General features: G+C 49.4%; 17 protein-coding genes and 1 pseudogene. 2 read left to right on the top strand and 16 right to left on the bottom strand.

Annotated elements, in window-relative coordinates:
- Positions 1-434: 434 nt before the first annotated feature.
- The 13 genes from O1Q98_RS03535 to O1Q98_RS03475 form a co-directional block, all read right to left on the bottom strand.
- Entirely contained in the window at positions 435-2,252 is a 1,818-nt protein-coding gene (locus O1Q98_RS03535) for a sensor domain-containing diguanylate cyclase (RefSeq protein ID WP_125259189.1), read from the bottom strand.
- 283 nt (positions 2,253-2,535) lie between these two features.
- Positions 2,536-3,861, bottom strand: a complete 1,326-nt coding sequence (gene guaD / locus O1Q98_RS03530) for a guanine deaminase (protein ID WP_125259190.1) — start codon at positions 3,859-3,861, stop codon at positions 2,536-2,538.
- 353 nt (positions 3,862-4,214) lie between these two features.
- Positions 4,215-4,409 carry an ogr/Delta-like zinc finger family protein gene (locus tag O1Q98_RS03525; RefSeq protein WP_035341441.1) on the bottom strand — a complete coding sequence of 65 codons (195 nt, stop codon included), beginning with the start codon at positions 4,407-4,409 and terminating at the stop codon, positions 4,215-4,217.
- Between the two features lie 111 nt (positions 4,410-4,520).
- A complete protein-coding gene (locus O1Q98_RS03520; RefSeq protein ID WP_125259191.1) occupies positions 4,521-5,705 on the bottom strand; it encodes a contractile injection system protein, VgrG/Pvc8 family in 1,185 nt (394 codons plus the stop codon).
- Entirely contained in the window at positions 5,702-6,217 is a 516-nt protein-coding gene (locus O1Q98_RS03515) for a phage tail protein (protein ID WP_125259192.1), read from the bottom strand. The genes O1Q98_RS03520 and O1Q98_RS03515 overlap by 4 nt, the downstream gene beginning before the upstream one ends.
- A gap of 12 nt (positions 6,218-6,229) precedes the next feature.
- Positions 6,230-8,707, bottom strand: a complete 2,478-nt coding sequence (locus O1Q98_RS03510; protein WP_125259193.1) for a phage tail tape measure protein — start codon at positions 8,705-8,707, stop codon at positions 6,230-6,232.
- On the bottom strand, positions 8,700-8,819 hold the full coding sequence (locus tag O1Q98_RS03505; protein WP_125259194.1) for a GpE family phage tail protein: 120 nt from the start codon (positions 8,817-8,819) through the stop codon (positions 8,700-8,702). The genes O1Q98_RS03510 and O1Q98_RS03505 overlap by 8 nt, the downstream gene beginning before the upstream one ends.
- 32 nt (positions 8,820-8,851) lie before the next feature.
- Positions 8,852-9,142: a phage tail assembly protein gene (locus O1Q98_RS03500; protein WP_125259195.1), complete on the bottom strand. Its 291-nt coding sequence runs from the start codon at positions 9,140-9,142 to the stop codon at positions 8,852-8,854.
- 74 nt (positions 9,143-9,216) lie between these two features.
- Positions 9,217-9,735, bottom strand: coding sequence for a phage major tail tube protein (locus O1Q98_RS03495; RefSeq protein ID WP_125259196.1), 519 nt, complete (start codon positions 9,733-9,735; stop codon positions 9,217-9,219).
- A 14-nt stretch (positions 9,736-9,749) separates the two neighbouring features.
- On the bottom strand, positions 9,750-10,919 hold the full coding sequence (locus tag O1Q98_RS03490; protein WP_125259197.1) for a phage tail sheath protein: 1,170 nt from the start codon (positions 10,917-10,919) through the stop codon (positions 9,750-9,752).
- A gap of 233 nt (positions 10,920-11,152) precedes the next feature.
- Positions 11,153-11,767 carry a tail fiber assembly protein gene (locus tag O1Q98_RS03485; RefSeq protein ID WP_240632743.1) on the bottom strand — a complete coding sequence of 205 codons (615 nt, stop codon included), beginning with the start codon at positions 11,765-11,767 and terminating at the stop codon, positions 11,153-11,155.
- Positions 11,767-12,354, bottom strand: a complete 588-nt coding sequence (locus tag O1Q98_RS03480; protein ID WP_125259198.1) for a phage tail protein — start codon at positions 12,352-12,354, stop codon at positions 11,767-11,769. The genes O1Q98_RS03485 and O1Q98_RS03480 overlap by 1 nt, the downstream gene beginning before the upstream one ends.
- 166 nt (positions 12,355-12,520) lie before the next feature.
- Positions 12,521-13,075 carry a recombinase family protein gene (locus O1Q98_RS03475; RefSeq protein WP_125259199.1) on the bottom strand — a complete coding sequence of 185 codons (555 nt, stop codon included), beginning with the start codon at positions 13,073-13,075 and terminating at the stop codon, positions 12,521-12,523.
- Positions 13,076-13,099: 24 nt separating this feature from the next.
- Here O1Q98_RS03475 and O1Q98_RS03470 point away from each other — a divergent pair, with 24 nt between their 5' ends.
- Both O1Q98_RS03470 and smrA read left to right on the top strand, forming a co-directional pair.
- Positions 13,100-13,660 carry a phage tail protein gene (locus tag O1Q98_RS03470; protein WP_125259200.1) on the top strand — a complete coding sequence of 187 codons (561 nt, stop codon included), beginning with the start codon at positions 13,100-13,102 and terminating at the stop codon, positions 13,658-13,660.
- Positions 13,661-13,830: 170 nt separating this feature from the next.
- A complete protein-coding gene (smrA, locus tag O1Q98_RS03465) occupies positions 13,831-14,397 on the top strand; it encodes a DNA endonuclease SmrA (RefSeq protein WP_125259271.1) in 567 nt (188 codons plus the stop codon).
- Positions 14,398-14,494: 97 nt separating this feature from the next.
- Here smrA and O1Q98_RS03460 read toward each other — a convergent pair.
- From O1Q98_RS03460 to O1Q98_RS03450, 3 genes and pseudogenes are all read right to left on the bottom strand, one after another.
- Positions 14,495-15,855 (bottom strand): annotated as a pseudogene (locus O1Q98_RS03460) (MFS transporter).
- 236 nt (positions 15,856-16,091) lie between these two features.
- Positions 16,092-16,322 carry a hypothetical protein gene (locus tag O1Q98_RS03455; RefSeq protein WP_240632744.1) on the bottom strand — a complete coding sequence of 77 codons (231 nt, stop codon included), beginning with the start codon at positions 16,320-16,322 and terminating at the stop codon, positions 16,092-16,094.
- Positions 16,322-17,746, bottom strand: coding sequence for a phage tail protein (locus tag O1Q98_RS03450; RefSeq protein ID WP_125259203.1), 1,425 nt, complete (start codon positions 17,744-17,746; stop codon positions 16,322-16,324). The genes O1Q98_RS03455 and O1Q98_RS03450 overlap by 1 nt, the downstream gene beginning before the upstream one ends.
- Positions 17,747-17,776 lie beyond the last annotated feature (30 nt).

The following is a 17,776-nucleotide window of genomic DNA, read 5'->3' as shown; positions in this document are numbered from 1 at the left end:
CACAGTCGTTATTCGCCATCGATACGTGGCGAAAACAGCAACCTAACCTGTGTTTACGACCTCCTCGTTATTGGCAGAACAGTTTGGCGGGTAACGCCGATGGCGTTGAGCGGCTATCTCGCCTGTAACAGCGATTGTTATGCGTAAAATCGCCTTCAACACCCGCAGTGATTTGCCCAGGCAAGTGATAAGTCCCGCTTTTATATTGTGGTTATTTTAAATCTAGCACTTGTGCGGAGAATTTCATTTTCAAATCAAAATAACCTTTTAGAATCACAATTAATTAATTTTAATTTAACAAAAGTTAAACAAAAATCCTGGCGAGGCCGTGACGGGCGTCACTTAAGGATGGCGTTATCATTGGAGCGACAAGAAAACGCCTGCGCGGTAACGCGCGCAGGCAGAAAGTTGCGTAGCGCTAAAGGGGGAGGCGGTTAGCCCGATGTTTGGCGGCGTTTGGCGCGATACATGGCAGTATCAGCCTGACGAATCAACTCGTGGGCATTGAGTGGCACACCTTTGGGCAAAATGGCACGGCCAATGCTTGCGGATAACGAGATGGTTTGGTTACGGATAGTCACGGGTTTCTCAATGCGTTCTTTCAGTTTCTGCGTGATGACCCGTATTTCACTGATTAAATTGCGCTGCTCGTGAATAATCATCAAAAACTCATCGCCGGATAAACGGCCGATAAAGTCATATGAGCGGGTATGTTTGCGTAACAGACGGGCGAAAGTTTTAATCACTCTGTCGCCGAAGTCGTGACCGAACCGATCGTTATAGCTTTTAAAGTTATTGATATCAAAAAACAATAATGCCAATGCGCCGCGTCGTTTCTTACTGGCCTGACGATTAAGGTAACTGATCACCGCCCGTCGATTAGGTAAACCGGTCAGGTGGTCATGATTGGCTTCAAACGCCAACTGATCGCGCAAGACCGTCAGGTGGGTGATATCGGTTGAAAGAATATAGGTGCCTAATTCTGGCGAGGTCGCTGGCACCAGTTCTGTATGAAAGGTGATGGGATTGTCATCTGGAATATCCAGCACATGCTCGAATGACAGCGCCTGATGATTTTGCCGCGACTCTTCAAGTTTTGGCATAAACAAGCCCAGTTCCTGAGGGCGAAACAGCTCATGAATATCACGATCAAATGGCCTGTCGTGGCCGGTTAACGTCTCCAGCAGGTTGCGCAGATGACGATTGGCAAATGACAATTGGTTATCTGGCGTAATGCAGGAAATCATGGCGGGAATATTGTCAGTAATATCCTGAATAAACTGATTGCGCTGGCGCAGTTCTGAGGTGCGTTGTTCTACCCGCGTTTCCAGTTCCTGGCTTAAATCCAGCAGCGTTTTCTCGGTGGCCTTTTGCTGGCTGAGATCGGTTAACGCCAGCAGCAGCCCGAATTTGCTGCCATCGGGCTGGAACAGTACCGATATAGAAACCTGAGCCCATAAATCGCTGCCATCCGCGCGAACGTAACGCCGCAACTGCGTGCTCTCCTGTAGATTGTTCTCTATCAGTAGGCGGTGATCATGGAGCAGGGTGGGCAGATCATCAGGATGGACTATTTTTTCCGCCGGCAGCGCTAATAACGTGGCCTCATCGTAGCCAAGCATGTCACAAAATGCCGGGTTGAACTTGAGCGGCCGCCGGTCAGGGGCGACCAGCGCCAGCCCGATTGCTGCCCGTGAAAAAATTTGCTGATTGATACAATCCGACTGATAAAGCTGCTCCTGTGCGATGGCCTCGCGTGCCTGCATCTCCACTTTGTGCAGCCCCGTTTGCACGATAAAAGCCAGGTCACTGAGCTGTTGCAGCTCTTCTGCATCAAAATCTCGCGGTTTGTCATGATACAGACACAGTGCCCCCAGCGGCGTGCCACGGGTTGAACGTAACGGGTAGCTGGCGTGAAATCGTATGGCTTCGGGGCCTTGCACCAGTGGATTACTGGCGAAACGCAAATCGCGGTGGGTGTCAGGCACGATGAGCGGAGCATTGGCCGTCACGGTATGAATACAAAAAGAAAACTCGATAGCCGGTTCCTTGAGCGGAAAATTGGCACGGGACAAAAACCATTGCCGCTCGTGATTCACCAGTGAAATCACCACACTATTGACCTGAAAGAACCGGCGGGTAATACGCGTCAACCGGGTCATTTCCTCGGCCGGTTGAGCATCAAAAATGGCCAGCATACGCTCGAGGATCTGTTGCTGGTTTTCGGTATCACGATGGCATGAGGGAATCATGATGAAGCCTTACTGGTAATAGTGATTGGCGGGTGCGCAAACATGCCCAGCCCAATGTGCTGCCATCCCGTAACTGGCTGAAACCCTTCTCCGATATTATTCAAAGACAGTTATCGGTAAGCGACACCTCATCACGTTATTTTTTTTAATAAATTGTGGGGTGGATCACCGAAATCTGTGACGTGTCGCGCAATTTCTGCGCAAATTATCCATCCTTTATCACTGATATCGGCGTGGCAGTGCGCCGGAGATAGCCTCCGGCGCGCCGGTTTGAGGGCCCAGATCAGGGGCGTTGGTAAACGCAGCGGCCCTTCACATAAGTGGCGCTGATGTTTCTGTCATCACCTTGCATCATCAATGCGAACAGGCGATCATCCAGCGTGGCGGCGTGCTGCTGGCGCAAGTGCTGTAGCGGGGTGGCCGCCCAGTCCAGCACCACAAAATCTGCGGCTTTCCCCGGCAGGAAATTGCCCAACTGTTCATCCAGTGATAATGCGCTCGCGCCGCCCAATGTAGCCTGGTAAAACCCCTCGCGAGCCGAGAGTTTTTCTCCCTGTAGCTGTTGTACTTTGTAGCCATCGTTTAGGGTTTGTAGCAGTGACAGGCTGGTGCCCGCGCCCACATCGGTGCCGATACCTATGCGTATTCCCGCCTGCTTCAGCGCGTGTAACCGGAACAGGCCGCTCCCCAAAAACAGGTTCGAGCAGGGGCAAAATGCGACGGCAGACTGGCTTGTTGCCAGCAGCCCGACTTCATCTGCGTGCAGATGAATGGCATGGGCAAACACGGAGCGGCGTCCCGTCAGGCCGTGATGGTGATAGACATCAAGATAGTGGCGATGTTCGGGAAACAGCGATTGCACCCAGGCGATTTCGTCCTTGTTTTCTGCCAGATGTGTATGCAAATACACATCTGGGTGCTCTTGCAGCAATTTCCCCGCCAGCGCCAGTTGCGCACGACTGGATGTGGCGGCAAAGCGTGGGGTGACGGCGTAATGCAGCCGCCCGCGCCGGTGCCATTTTTCAATCAAGGCTTTCGATTGCGCGTAGCTCTGCGCGGGGGTATCGCATAGGTCATGCGGCGCATGGCTATCCATCATCACTTTTCCGGCGATTAAGCACATATCCAGCGTTTGCGCCGCCTGGAACAGCGCATCAACCGATTGGGGATGTACGGTGGCGAACACCAGCGCGGTGGTGGTGCCATGGCGCAGCAGTTGTTGCAAGAAAAAGTCGGCGCGTTCGCGGGCGTAGCGCGCATCGGCGAATTTACGCTCGGTGGGGAAGGTGTAGGTATTTAGCCAGGATAACAGCTGCTCGCCATATGACGCTATCATCTCCATTTGCGGGAAATGGACGTGTGTGTCGATAAAACCCGGCATCAGCAAGCGTCCGCGATAGTCAATGATCTCCAGCGAGGCGAGATCGTTGGCATCGAGCTGGTGGTAGGGCAGGGCGTGTTCAATGTAACCGTCACAGACAATCAACACACCATCGTCAATAAACTGGGTGGCCTGTGGGTCATTGAGTGGGTCAGCCGTAAAGTGCAACACGCTGGCGCGATACGCCTGACGTGAGGCGGTGCGAATAGAGTGTGGGAGGGCGTCCATTACTATCTCCTGAGTCCGTTAACATCAAAACGAGAACAATACGTCAAGTCACGTCACGTCTGATTTTTGAGAGCGCCCGAATTCTGTGCTCTCGTCACGGCAGGATTCATTCCCTTGCAAGAGCGTCAACGTCAACGCCAGCGCAAGTGACTGAAAATCAGCAAAAGCGTCCTGATACTAAAATCTACCGGCGGCCAACGTCAATAAGAGGTTTTTCTTATCGCATGCTCAGTAGTGGTAAAACACTTTTTGTGTATATCCCGCCGTGTTCATGGCATAAAAAACCCCGCCTGGCGGCGGGGAAAGACGGTCAGAGAAAGTCAAAACAACACGTCAAGCGGAGTGGGCGTCGGTTATGGGCGGCGTTCGCTTTCAACCGGTTCGGTTTTACCCGGCACCATGATGGAGCGGGTAATCGCTTCCATGGTGACGAAGGTATGGCCGCAGTTTACGTTAGTGCACTGATGGTAGCGCTCCTTGGTGTTCTCCGATAAATAACGGCTGGAACGAGCGTGAGCGGCATGACGGCACAGAGGACAATGCATCATTTTTGAAATCACCTTATGTGTACGAGTTAGTGAAACGTCTTACACATATACTACACTTAAAATTCGAATTTGCAAACTCAATGTTCGAAAAAGGAGTCCTAGAACATTGAGTTATTGTTTGGCTGGTTGTGCATCGACAGTGCTATAAACAATATCGTACTCAAGATTTAGCATGGAAACCTCCAGTTCGACGCTAGTCACAAAGCCATTGCCGGAGATAGTGTGAGTGAGCCGCTTGATGATCCAGGGTTGTGCATCAATAACGTACTTAAAGCCTTTTACATTCACTAGCGCTCCTGGTTTGAGGTTTTCCATGCCTTTAGCCAGCATCAGTGAAAATGTTGCGGTATTACGCTGGGTTTCGCGCCAGCGCCCTAATGCAGCCTGCGTCGCCTCGTCTTTTGAGGCATAAACCGTTTGCAGCGTTTGTAAACTCTCTTTGTCTCCGGCCAGATAATCTGTCGGTAAGGGGAGGGTCGGTTGGCTGCTGGAGCGAGCATCGGGATGTTGCGATGCCGTAGAGGGCTGTGAAGATCGTTTACGACTGATCTTCACAGAATGTGTTTTTGCTTCTTTACTGTCATGCCAATTGGCAGACACCGCCGTGTTAGCGATGCGGTCAGCAATACTAAAACTGTGTGAATCACCATCGCGACGCTCAATGAGGTAGGTCGAGACCTTTTTACCGTCAGCCGTGGTGCCGCTACCCGCTACATACAGGCGTAGGGTCGCGTCTTTAATCGCGACGGTTCCGCCATATTTCTTTGCCAGCCGACATAAAAACGAAAGATCGGACTCTTTTGACTGATCTTCATGCGTAATTTTTGTTTTGGCGAGTGGCTCTTCCAGCGATGGTATCAGGCTATAGCGCTCCGCAATGGTACGCGCGATATCCCCTAATGTGGTTTCATCATACCAACCATCGCGCGGAGTATTAAAATCGCCCCGGAAATTGACGCTACGCGCGGTGAGGCTAATACGGTCTGGTGCGCCGCTGTGCGTTACCTGGTCAACGATAAAGGTTCCTTTATCCACCAGTGTTTTCCCTTTCCAGCCGATTTTAATCGCTATTTTTTCGCCTCGCGCAGGCATGATCACTTTGTTATCGCTGTCATCGATTTCCAGCGATAATTGATCTGATTCGAATCCCATTTCGTCGTGCAGCGATAGCGAGATTAACCGCTGACTAAGGTTACGGGACGGTTGGATACGTCCACCCTCAAGATCGCTTGACAGCGTAATAAGGAAATCGGGTGCGAACTGTTCAGCAATACCGACACGATTATTCACTATCATGAAAATGCTCCGGTAATAGCAGACTTAGCGGAGGAAAGCGCGGGCGCTATTTTCTGATCGTAAAGATCATTGGCCTGCTGGTATAAATCGCTCGCCTGATCGGCCAGATCGCCAAACATGGCGATAAGCGACTCGTCAACGCGTGTCAGGGTAATGGTAAATTCAATACGTCTGGCGGCACCGTTCGAAAAGAACTCGGTATTGGTATGTTGTAGGCTTTCGACAATATACATGCCATAAATCATTCCGCTGCCTTCAATTAAAGGCCATGCCCGTCCGGTTCCGGCCATCATTTCGAAAGCATTAAGTGATAATTTGCTGAGTTTTCCATTCACTTCCGGGCATAGAAGACCATTTAAGGTTATAGTTTCCATACCCTTTCCTAAATACTGCTGAGATGGTCGCAATCCAACACGGCTATTATTGGCCCAGCGATAATTTACCTGGCGGCTAAGTGTGCCGTAAGGCATCGTTTTTAATTGAAAAACAAATAATCCAAGTGCAAGCATCATAGTAATTACTCCTCAATAAGCACAGAAGGATGTCATCTGGTTTAAATGACGATCATTTTTTTGACGAGAGCTTTCATTTAATGTTTCTAATATTTTTTCTCTCAATTGATCAACTTGGGTTCCTTCTGGCATTGTAATGTAGACATTGTTATTAGTAACACTGTTGTCAATATAGTTGCTATTTTCCCTCGTTATCAGAGAACGATAGCTTTCTTGATCAATGTTCCCTGGTAAGTCAATATTTATGTCGTCATGTGAATTTTCCAAAGGTGTTATGGGTTTATTTCCTCCAATAAGTAAGTTTTTTTCTCCGATAGATGAGGGAATTGATATCGGTGCTACTTCTAGAGTGTTGTTTTTTATTTCACTTCTTACCTTTCTTAAGTTCTCTGATGTCTCTTTTATTAATGAGTTATCATTGTCTATTTTTTCTGTTTTTCTTAATTTATTCATACCCTCATCAAGAGATTTTGTTTTATATAATTCTGTTCTGATTTTTTTGAAAATATCCTTGTTATCTGATTTTTCTTTTTTGTTTGTTAAATCACTATGGGGGTTATTTTTAACATCTAACAATCCCGCTTTATTGAGCGGTAACGTTCCAAAGTCAATCGGAGATTTTATTTTTTCAATGGCCTCTTTTTGTATGTTTTCAGCCGATTTTTCAATGCCTTCCTGATGCTTATCTAAATATTCATTAGCAGATAATTCATACATTTCATTTCCGAAAAGATAATTGTTCGATAAGAATTTTTTCTGTTCGGGATGTTCTTCATAATAGTCGTAGGCTATTTCTCCATAATATGATAAAAACTCACCAATAATGGGTACTTTCTTAGAGTAATTTTTAAGTAGTGACCTCACAGAGCCTGATGTTTCGCCTTTTAAGAATGGATTGTTATATAAGCTATTTTTCTCGGCTTTTGGTAATAATGGTTTTTTAGCTCTTAATTTTTTTTCTTTTTTGTTTTTTTCTCTATTAGGTTTATTTTTATTTGGATTTTTTTTGCTTCTTGGTTCAGGAGTATTTTTATCCTGTTCATTGATATCATCACTCTCTTCTGAAGAGTGATTAAGTGCTTTAGATAACGTGTTTACGTCATCGGTACTATCATCATCAGATTTTTCTTGATCATCCTCTGACTCCGATTGTAGAAGAGATGTTGTGGCTTTAAATTTATCATTAGCATATTGTACACCAGTACGAAGTTTTTTCTCGGCCTTCTGATATAGGTCAACCTGTAAGCTTTCCATACTTGATTTTAAATCACTAATATCACCTGCGAGATTATCTTTCATTGTCTTATGAGAGTCATCCAGATTCCCATCTGATTTATCAATGATAGTTTTTAATTTCGCAGTTTTACCATCTTGATAATCTTTAATTAATGCATTAACATTATCTTTTTGATCTTCTCCGAAAATAGATCTAATATAATTATCTCTGTCTTTTTTTTCTATTTTCCCTTTTTCAAATGCATCATTAATTTCACCAATTGTATTCATTGGGGATTTTAAAGAGCCATGCGAGTTTTTAGGGCTTACGTTTAATTTTTTAAGTGCTGTCTTTGCCTGGTTGCCTTGCTGGCTAAGAGAGTGAATGATAGATTTCGCTGTTTTTTCAGCGTCATCACCTGTTATATTATTGTTGGCCAGAGAACCAAGTAATAGACTTGTACCTTCAAAGCTTACTCCTGCCTTATGTGCATCAGGTGAAATCTTCTCCATATTCTTGTTGAAGTCATCAAAATCAATATCGGTTTCCTGTATAATTGAATTCGAAATGTCACCAATATGAGGATATTGTTTGTTGTCTAATTTAAAGTTCTTTTTTAGGTTTAACAGCATTTCTGCTGTCTCTTTAACTGGTTTTTGATTCACCTGAGACATTATTACAGCAGGGGGGGTGAGTGCTAGAACAGCCTCGGCATTAGGCCCCATGCTCGCGATGGTTTCTTGAGCTTGAACTGCTTGGGTGTTATTAAGTTCAGTCTTATCTGCAAGTGATCTTGCTTGAGCCTGAAGAGCTTTAGCAACGTCATCATCTGGTTTTAAATGTAGCAAGGCACGAAGTTTTCCATTTTCCTCAGAAAACTCATATCCTGGCTCCATAAATTTTTTGACTTTTTCAATGGATTTTTTAGCAACCTCAACTGGATCCATATCGGTTACATAGTCATTAATTTTTTCTCTTATTTTCTCTGTTATTCCTGGCTCCTCTTTTTCAGGTGCAGGATTGGAGTCTTTATCTTTTCCATTTTTTTTATTCGCACCTTTTTTTTTATTTCTACCTTTTCTTTTATTGCTAGCTGAATACCTGGTTGGTGATTCATCAGTAACCCCTCCTAGGAGGGATTGTTCTGTATTGCTTTCAGTGTCAGCGGTTGTGGTTTTGTTATTTTTTGGGGTAGGTGCAGATTGGCTGGCTTTGCTTGATGGATGACCGCCTGTATTACGCGGCCGGCTGTTTCTAAAAATTTTTTTAGACATTGATTTGTCCACTTCTTTCTAATGCCTTGGCGCGCCAGCGAACGAGCTCTGCCAGGCTCATGGGATAAAGTTCTGAGGGCGGCCAGTGGAAAATCACGGCGATGTCCGCCATCAGATCGTCAACGGTGAGTCTCCTTGGCAGCGTTACCGCGCCGAGCTCGGAGTCAAAAAACCAATCACCTTACCGGCAAACAGCAGCAGATCTGACAGATCCAGTGCAGTAACATCCGCCTCGGTAAGGGAAGGGTAGGTCATACGGGGTAATAATTTTATTAGGGCATCAACATCAGCATTAGTAAGATCTGCCAGAGCGATACCACGTAATGTACCTGCTGTCGGTTTAATCACGCTGATGGTTTCTATCAGCGTTTCTCCGCGTTTGATAGGGGTACTAAGTGTAATAACGTGTTCTTGTCCCGTCATTGCTACCGTCATAATAAAAACTCCGTGTTGATTTAGTGAAACTAGCCAGCCTGAGCTGGCCAGAAAAGGTGTTACAGCTAAGTTAATTACAACCCGATATTGCGGCGATGCTGTGCCAGACGGTCAACGCCGTTGACTTTCTCAATCATGTTGATGGTGTCGATTTCAATCATCTCGACGCCGTCAATGATCAATTTGTAGTACGTACATTGAGTGGAGATTTTCACTTCACTCTCTTCACCTTGTTTGGATTCGCCACTGTCGATAGATTTGTGACGACCACGCAGTACGATTTCAACGGCAGTGACATCACCGGTGTCATCGCGCTGGTAAGAACCGGCAAAACGCAGCGGAACCGCATCAGCACCCGGCAGGGCATACTGGCTCCAAAAGGTGGTATCCGGCAGGCCGCCCATGCTCCAGTCCATTACCAGAGCATCATTGTCCAGACCGAAGTCCACCGGTGCGGCACCATTCATACCGCCGCCACGGTAGTTTTCCAGTTTGCGGGTCAGTTTCGGCAGGGTGACAGAGTGCACCTGGCCCATGTAGCTCATACCGTCGTTAAACAGGTTGAGGTATTTAAGTTTGCGTGGCAGTGCCATGAGTCAGTCGCTCCTTAGCTTTTAACGGATGCAGCCAGGTTCACCAGATACTTGTCGGTGATGCGCTGACGCAGCGTGAGGTTTTCCAGTGGCGGCACCGGGGTATATTCGTAATCGATATACAGTTTGCCGGCCTTCAGCGTCTCTTTATCGTTGGCGCTTTCATCGAACCAGCAATCGGCATCGATGATGTAGCCGTTGGATTTCAGTTCGCGGAATTTGGCTTTAATGCCTTCAACGATGTCGCGGATAAGCGTTGCGCTTACCGGTTTGTCCACGGCCCACATATGGGCTTCGGCCATGGTGTCGGCCAGTACCTGAGCGGTACGGGTGTAGTTTTCAAACAAAAACAGCGGGTCGCCAGAACAGGTGCGGTTGCCCCAGAAACGGAAGCCGTCTTTGCGCACCAGCGTGGTGACGCCTGCTTCGTTGAGCAAGTCAGCGTCGCTACCGATGGTTTGCAGATCCCAGTACACGCTGGCAGATATGCCGGTGACACCGTTCACGCCGACGTTGGACAGGGTTTTATGCCAGCCGGTTTCCTGGTCGATTTTGGCGCGCAGGCCCAGCGCACGTGCGGTTGCATACGCGGTGTTGCTGGTGTTAGTGGCGGTATCCCAGGCGATAAAGTCAGGCCAGACCACCATCAGTTCGCGCTGGCTGAAGTTGCCGCGATATTTGATGGCATCAGACTGAGTTTTGCAGCCATACGCACTGATGTAGCCAAATGCACGCAGTGACTGGCAGATGGAAGCCAGCGCGGTCGCAACCGGCAGGGAGTCCAGACCCGGTACGCCCAGAATTCGGGGCTTCACGCCTGTTACTGCCTGTGCATCCAACAGCGCTTTCAGACCGGTATACTTACCGTTAGCATCGGCACCGCCAATGATGTTGGATACGGTTTCTGCTTCGTTAGCGCCAGTGGCGACACGCACAACGACCGTCACCGGTTTGGTTTGATCGCCGATAGCTTGCAGTGCAGCGGCCAGCGTACCGGTTTTGCCAGCTTTACCAACGGCTGCCAGCACATCGGTTACCAGCACTGGCGTGTTGAGTGGAAAGGTCGCGGCGTCAGCGTCTGGTGCGGTGCAAACCATACCGACGATAGCCGTTGATACTGTTGAAATGACGCGGGTTCCGTCGTTGATTTCGACGACCTGCGTACCGTGATGATAGTCACTCATCAAGAATGTCTCCTGTTGTGGGGTGCGAGTCATAGTGCCTTGTCGCGTGACGGAAGGCATGCGAATGGGGTTTGCTATCCGATGGCACAACAGCGCTCAATAAGAAATTTTTTAATTTTAAATAAAAACAAAGAGTTATTTTTTATTGCGGGGGTTGCAGGGGCTGTTCTGATAAAAAAACGGATGCCGTGCATCAGGCAACGGCATCCGTGGTGAGGAGGCAGGAGGGGGTATCAGGCCGGCATGATGGGCCAGTCGATATTCGGCGCGCTTGAGACATCAATGCGGTTAAGCAGAACCCGATAGGTTTTCCAGGCTTTCAGTGCAGCGGTTTCTTGCTCGGTGGCGATATTAAGATCGACCGCATCCTGTAATACGGCAAGTTGCAATTGCGCACGGGCAAGGGACTCGCTCTTCTGCGCACTGGCGGTTTTCACCTGTAACGCCTGAACGGCTTTGGCGTCAGTTTGCCATGCCGAGTCTTGCCAGACATCGCACTCGGTTTGTGGCACTAACAGGGTCAGGTTATCCGCTAAATCACCGAGTTGCGTAATCGTCACCGCCTGACGTGTTTGTTTGTCGTAAGCGGTGCGGCCCCGGTAATCGACCATGGTGCTCCAGCTCAGGCCATCCTGACTGCGCACGATAGCCTGCTCCGGTGCGGCGTCCGATGGGGCATCGGCAAAACTGTGCGCCGGAATACCGACACCGTCCATCAGGTATTCACGGCTACTGCCGATATATTCGCGCGTTTGCGGGTCAATGTGATAAACCTGAAAATAACCCGCATGGGTACTCAGGCCCTGTTCATTAAGTTCGGTGGTATTCCCATCTGAGATCAACATCATTAACCTGCCTTAACGATATAGCTAAAGGCGACATTGCGTGGGCGGGTAGCGCCCCAATAGGCTGGGCCAGCCTGTCGTTCATTGTTTGATGCCGCAATCCAAAATATTGCGCGAGATGCTGTATCAGGGGCATCAACATTGCATTCGGCGATGTTGCCGATACCGTGTACACAAGGATAAGCATTATTATCACCGGTGATATGTGTTCCGGATTGAGAGGATACAATTTCTCGTTTTGCGTCTACACCTCGCCCATCATCCCAGCCACGAATAAACTCACCGCGTAAATCAGGCAAATTCCCCGCAGGGTAAAGTTTCGCCAACTGTAGATATTTTGCAGTATCGAATGTTTGGCCATTACATTTCAGCCAACCTTCCGGCGCTTCGGCCAGCGGCCAGGGTTGTGGAATGCCGATAAGATCTTTCAAACCGTCCGTTGGGGTTGCCGGTGTTGGTGTCGCTTGGCTATCATCCTGACATTTGCAGCAGGCAAGTGATACGGTGCCAATATGGATGTGGTTATCTTTATACAGGCTCTCTTTACCAAGCGTTAAATTGAGCGAGCGAGGGGAGTGATATTTTTTCATATATTCTCTCTTGGTTAATTAACCCCGAATTGGGGATATTTTGTCTCGCTATTCTTTCGTGAAATGACACCTGATTCATTAAGCGAATGTTGTATCAGGCATCAGCGGGGTTGAATCACCAGGGCATAAAATAAAAACTTCTTTGCAGAGAAAATAGTGAGGCTGGTTATTCGCGCCTCGCCGGAAAATATTTATAAATGGTCTTGTCCGAGACGCCAATAATATTGGCAACCTGCCAGCGAGTGGCACCATTATCGAGTAGCGTTTTCGCCTGTTCCAGGGTATCTGGCGTCATAATGCGTCGTCTGCCGCCGATGCGTCCTGCTGCCCGCGCGGCGGCGAGCCCGGCACGGGTGCGCTCGACAATCAGCTCACGCTCCATTTCTGCCAGCGCGCTCATGACATGGAAAAAGAAGCGCCCAGCCGGTGTCGAGGTATCGATGGCATCCGTGAGGCTGCGAAAATGAATGCCTCGGGCTTGCAAGTCCGACACCATGGTTATCAAATCACGCACGCTGCGTCCGAGCCGGTCTAGCTTCCAGACGATTAACGTATCTCCGGGTTTGAGCCTGCGCATGGCCCGTTTAAGGCCAGGGCGACGCGCGTGCTTGCCGCTGGCCTGATCTTCAAAAATCAGCTCACAATTTGCACTGATTAACGCATTTTTCTGTAATTCCGTGTTCTGATCGCTGGTGGAAACCCTGGCATAACCGATCAACATGCTCTAACCCTATGAAAAAGCTGATTGTATTTCCCAACGCTGTTTCTCGCAAACCTGGGTTTGAGCGATGTGTTGCATCCCGGGGATTTAGCCGGTATCCCGCTGCCCTGGCCGCAGGCTGCCCCTCCCGCCGGTTGGTTGAAATGTAACGGCCAGGCGTTTGATAAAACCCTTTATCCGAAATTAGCGCAGGCCTATCCTGCCGGCGTGCTGCCTGACCTGCGAGGAGAATTTATTCGTGGCTGGGATGATGGGCGAGGAGTGGATAGCGGGAGAAGCGTATTATCCGCGCAAAAAGCGACTCATTTGCGTACCGCAATGATGGATTACAATGGTTCTGATACACATGGCTCAAGTGTTTTTATTGGTATGCCATTTTCCGAACCAGACAGTATAACTACGGGTTTTTTTCCCAGTAATAGTAAGTGTTATGCGCCCAACGCTTTAGATATAACAACAACGGTATCTGTCGATAATGGTGTTTCTGGCACCTCTAACAATCTGGTCTTTAACAGCGACAGACCTAACTGGATTAGTGTTCGCCCCCGCAATATCGCTTTTAGCTACATCGTAAGGGCTGCCTGAGTTCTCCGGTGCGTTGAGGTTGTAACGCATAGCGTTCGCTTGTCTGGCGTATTTACCCCCATACACCATGAACGCACTTCATCGTGTATGGGGTCTTGGTGCAAGCGACGTGATATTTTTAGGCACCATCGCTATAGTAGCGGCTGATTGTCCCACGCAGGAGAGACATGATGCTTCCAGAAGAAAAAGCCCTGTTTATGAACGAGATGGGTGATGTCATACCGCTGAAACCGTCCTCTACGGTGAGGCACCTGAAACCCGCCACGTCAACGCTTCACCTGCATCGAGCCGCAGAGGTGGAACCAGATAATTTTCTGATCACCGGATTTCTCGATCTGTTTTCATGCGATACCCCGCTGGAATTCAAGCGAGAGGGGGTGCAACAAGGCGTGGTGGATAAACTGCGCCAGGGGAAATACACGCTGGATGCCAGCCTCAATGTGTTGCGTAAACCGGTTGCGGATTGCCGGCAATTGCTGTTTGCATTTATATGCCTGGCACAGCGTGACAGTTTACGTAATCTTTTGATTATTCATGGTAAAGGCAGGAACGATAAGTCGCATGCCAATGTCGTGCGTAACTATCTGTTTCGCTGGCTGCAACAGTTTGATGCGGTGCAAGCCTTCTGCGTCGCACAGCCGTTTCACGGCGGTGCTGGTGCGTGTTATGTCTCGCTACGAAAATCAGAGCAGGCAAAACGTGAAAATCGCGAGCGTCACGCGAAACGAAGCCGTTAACGCCACTCGCCTCAGGAAGTCAAACGCCCGGTGTATCCGGGCGTTTATTCTTGGGTCAGGGCGTGACGAAGTGATGGAAGTGATAGACGTGAGGGTCTCAAGCCAATTCGGCAGTGGGGCGCGCGTGAGAACCCAACTGGCCTTTGGCCAAAATCATTAATGCCGTCAAGAGCGCGGGAAGCGACAGCACGGCAAATAACGTGGTTAATCCCCATCCCATACTGACCACCTGCGCGCCGACAAAGGCGCTCATAATCGCCCCCATACGACCGATGCCATGCATCCAGCCAGATCCGGTGGCCCGTGCAGATGTTGGGTAATAACGTGCGGATAGCGCATTCATTCCGGTGTTGGCGCCATTGAGACAAAAACCGCTGCTAAACGCCACGAATGCCAGCAAGACGAAATAATCATGCGTAACGCCTATCATCGCAGTGGCCACGCCACCTGCCGCATAAATGATCCCCAACGCCCAGTGAGGGTTGACCTTGTCCATCAACCAGCCTGCAAACAGTGAACCAAAGGTGCCCCCGGCTTGATACAACGCCGTAATCATGGTGGCCTGGGTGACGGTCATTCCCGCTTCTTTGATGACCGTGGGCAACCAGCTACCCAGCAGGTACCGAAACGATAAGTCCAGGCGGCTATTTTTTTGGTTTATTTATGGTGTACAGCTGGGTAGCTGCCGAAACGATAAGGGCGTGACAAGACCAATTTTATGGCAAAGGCGGCGGCTTTTGGCGCAGCCGGCATCACATACTGGCTGTCTGGCCGGCTCGCACCGGGCGCAACTTTGTCGATAATTGCATGAATACGCGGGGAAGATGCGCGCTTGCTGACGAGAAACTGCACGGACTCGGGTAACTTGACCCACAAAAACGGCAACAGCAACAAAGGCAGGATGCCCCCCATCAGCAAGACAGAGTGCCAGCCCCAGTTCGGAATCATCCACGAGGCCGCAAAACCGCCGCTGGCCGCGCCAAAGCTAAAGCCGCAAAATACAACGGTAATGATAAAAGAGCGTTTTCTTTCCGGCGCGAATTCAGAGACTAACGTGCCGACGTTTGGCATCGCAGCCCCCAGTCCAAGCCCGGTTAGAAAACGGAAAATCACCATGTGATGCACATTCTGTGAAAAAGCGGCCAGCAAGGTCCACAGCCCGAACAATAATACGCTGGCGATAATAATCATTTTTCGCCCGCGCCAGTCTGCCAGCGGCCCTGACACCATCGCGCCAATCGCCAGCCCAATCAATGCCGCACTGATAACCACAGCCAGTTCTGCATTACCGATTCCCCATGCAGCTTTGAGCGAGGGGGCGATAAACCCCATAATGGCGATATCCATGCCATCAAGCGCGATGATACAAAAACAAAGAAAAACAATCAGTTTTTGATACGCCCCCACCGGCTGCTGATTAATTAACTGGCGTACATCAATTGCGCTATCACCTGCCACGCTGTCACTCCCACTGTGCTGAATGTTCAAAATGGCTTACACTGTAAACAATTATTTCCGATTGGGAAATACTCTGGCCAGAATAATTCTGGCGCAAGACGATTTGTCAGCATTCGGCTTAACGGCAATCTGGCGAGAAAGGGAAAACGGCAACGGGGTGACAAGAAAGAATAAACAGCCTGAAGGTCAACCTCAGGCTGTTGTACTGACAGTAGCAGGCTCCGGCAAAGATAGCGCTATTGCACAAAACCGTTCAATGGGAATGGCGGCGTTCGATAATCCGTGGTGTAAGCCGCATCCCCGTAGAATTTGCCATCGGCAGGGTTGTAATACGCGCCGGGCTGCGCCGGGTTTTCCTCACTGATTTCAATCAGGTAATGGCCTTGCAGTGTAAAGTTTTCATCTGCGGTAATGGTGTTTTCCACATAGTAGTGGTCATTTTTTATTAGGGCGTAACTTTTGATCATTATGAATACTCGTGAATAATAACAATACCATCAGCGCCAGCGCCTGAAGGATTACTTAATGAGCTGGTTGTACTAGATATTGAGCTGCATGTACCCGAACCACCGGCTCCTGGGCCTGCTGTCACTCCACTGATTCCGGCATAAGTACTACCTGTCATGGGTGTATTCCCTGATAGAAAACTAGCACCACCGGCTCCCCCCGCCTGACCCATAGGGCCGAGGTATCCCCAGCCGCCGGTGTCTCCATTCGCTGCGATAAGCTGTGTATAACCAGCAGTTGGTGAATAGAACCAACCGCCTGGCCTGCCGGGGATGGCCATGGCACTCGGGCCATAATTGACGTAATATTGCATGGACAGATAACAGATGAGCCCGCTTGTTCCCCCTGTGACTATCTGTTTACCAAAAGAGCTATTCCCTCCCGTATTACCGATTGTACCGATAGTGGATACCCCTCCAGTGCCCACAGTAACAGCGACGTCCTTCAGCGTGGTTTGTTTAAGGTCAACCAAGAATTTCAGATAACCGCCGCCGCCCCCGCCGCCACCGGATGAACTGCTAATTTCTGTAGTAGCGCTCGGCGCACTGGCGCCGCTCGCCCCACCACCGACCATCTCAACGATGATTTTTTGCGTACCAGGGCTCGGGGTATATTGGCCGGAAGCAGTGTATTTAATGGTCTGCAAATAGCGGCCGGAGAACTTATCGCTCAAACCCAGGTTTGCGAGAAACGCGGTTTTATCGACGATATCCGCCCCGTTTTGCTCTTTAACCAGTGCGGTGTTTTTGACAAACGCGGTGGTGGCCAACTGGGTTGAGTTACTGCTTTTATCGGCGGTTGGCGCAGTCGGGGTGCCGGTCAGTGCGGGGTTAAGCAGCGGCGCATACTGTGGGTGAGGGTTGATTGCTGCACGGTGATCGGTGAGTTTGTTGTCTGTGTAGGCTTTGACCTCAATCGTTTTATCATCAACGTATTGCCGCGTAGCCAGTACCACTGCCGGGTCAATTTTGAGCGTCACGGTATCGGCATTGCTGACAATCAAAATCATGCGTACGGTTTGTACCCGGCCGGAGCCTTCTTGCATTTGCGGTTTATAGGTTTCTGCGCAGTTGGCCACCGCGACCATATCGCCGTCATTGTCATACAGGGCGATTTCGCGAATCCACCAGCCGCCTTCACTTTCAGGAATGACCTGTTCTGCAATGATTTGATTGGTGTTTTTGGGGTCGATACTCAGGGCATTCAGCGGGGCGCGACGTTTTTCATTGACCAGTTGGGTCTGGCTGGGCGAGGGCGCGGGCAGGCTGCCGCCACCATCGCCGACGGCCATCTGCGTAATCGTCAGACGACCACCCAGCGCGCTGGCATTCGCCAGTTTGGCCGCTCCGGTATTCGTCAGTAAAGCAAAGTATTTTGTACTCATGCAAATTACTCATAAGGTTAACAAGACAGA

The organism is Dickeya lacustris (genome assembly GCF_029635795.1).
In the GTDB taxonomy this organism is placed as follows: Bacteria; Pseudomonadota; Gammaproteobacteria; order Enterobacterales; family Enterobacteriaceae; genus Dickeya; species Dickeya lacustris.
Note: the sequence above shows the minus strand (reverse complement) of the source record. Positions and strands in the feature narration are given on the sequence as shown.

Excerpts from the sequence above, each read along its gene's own strand:
- O1Q98_RS03475 (WP_125259199.1), bottom strand. The coding sequence starts at position 13,075 with ATGTTGATCGGTTATGCCAGGGTTTCCACCAGCGATCAGAACACGGAA.
- O1Q98_RS03485 (WP_240632743.1), bottom strand. The coding sequence starts at position 11,767 with ATGATGTTGATCTCAGATGGGAATACCACCGAACTTAATGAACAGGGC.
- O1Q98_RS03520 (WP_125259191.1), bottom strand. The coding sequence starts at position 5,705 with ATGATAGTGAATAATCGTGTCGGTATTGCTGAACAGTTCGCACCCGAT.
- O1Q98_RS03450 (WP_125259203.1), bottom strand. The coding sequence starts at position 17,746 with ATGAGTACAAAATACTTTGCTTTACTGACGAATACCGGAGCGGCCAAA.
- O1Q98_RS03495 (WP_125259196.1), bottom strand. The coding sequence starts at position 9,735 with ATGGCACTGCCACGCAAACTTAAATACCTCAACCTGTTTAACGACGGT.
- O1Q98_RS03510 (WP_125259193.1), bottom strand. The coding sequence starts at position 8,707 with ATGTCTAAAAAAATTTTTAGAAACAGCCGGCCGCGTAATACAGGCGGT.
- O1Q98_RS03455 (WP_240632744.1), bottom strand. The coding sequence starts at position 16,322 with ATGATCAAAAGTTACGCCCTAATAAAAAATGACCACTACTATGTGGAA.
- O1Q98_RS03535 (WP_125259189.1), bottom strand. The coding sequence starts at position 2,252 with ATGATTCCCTCATGCCATCGTGATACCGAAAACCAGCAACAGATCCTC.
- O1Q98_RS03500 (WP_125259195.1), bottom strand. The coding sequence starts at position 9,142 with ATGACGGTAGCAATGACGGGACAAGAACACGTTATTACACTTAGTACC.
- guaD (WP_125259190.1), bottom strand. The coding sequence starts at position 3,861 with ATGGACGCCCTCCCACACTCTATTCGCACCGCCTCACGTCAGGCGTAT.
- O1Q98_RS03515 (WP_125259192.1), bottom strand. The coding sequence starts at position 6,217 with ATGATGCTTGCACTTGGATTATTTGTTTTTCAATTAAAAACGATGCCT.
- O1Q98_RS03490 (WP_125259197.1), bottom strand. The coding sequence starts at position 10,919 with ATGAGTGACTATCATCACGGTACGCAGGTCGTCGAAATCAACGACGGA.
- O1Q98_RS03480 (WP_125259198.1), bottom strand. The coding sequence starts at position 12,354 with ATGAAAAAATATCACTCCCCTCGCTCGCTCAATTTAACGCTTGGTAAA.
- O1Q98_RS03505 (WP_125259194.1), bottom strand. The coding sequence starts at position 8,819 with ATGGCGGACATCGCCGTGATTTTCCACTGGCCGCCCTCAGAACTTTAT.
- O1Q98_RS03525 (WP_035341441.1), bottom strand. The coding sequence starts at position 4,409 with ATGATGCATTGTCCTCTGTGCCGTCATGCCGCTCACGCTCGTTCCAGC.
- smrA (WP_125259271.1), top strand. The coding sequence starts at position 13,831 with ATGCTTCCAGAAGAAAAAGCCCTGTTTATGAACGAGATGGGTGATGTC.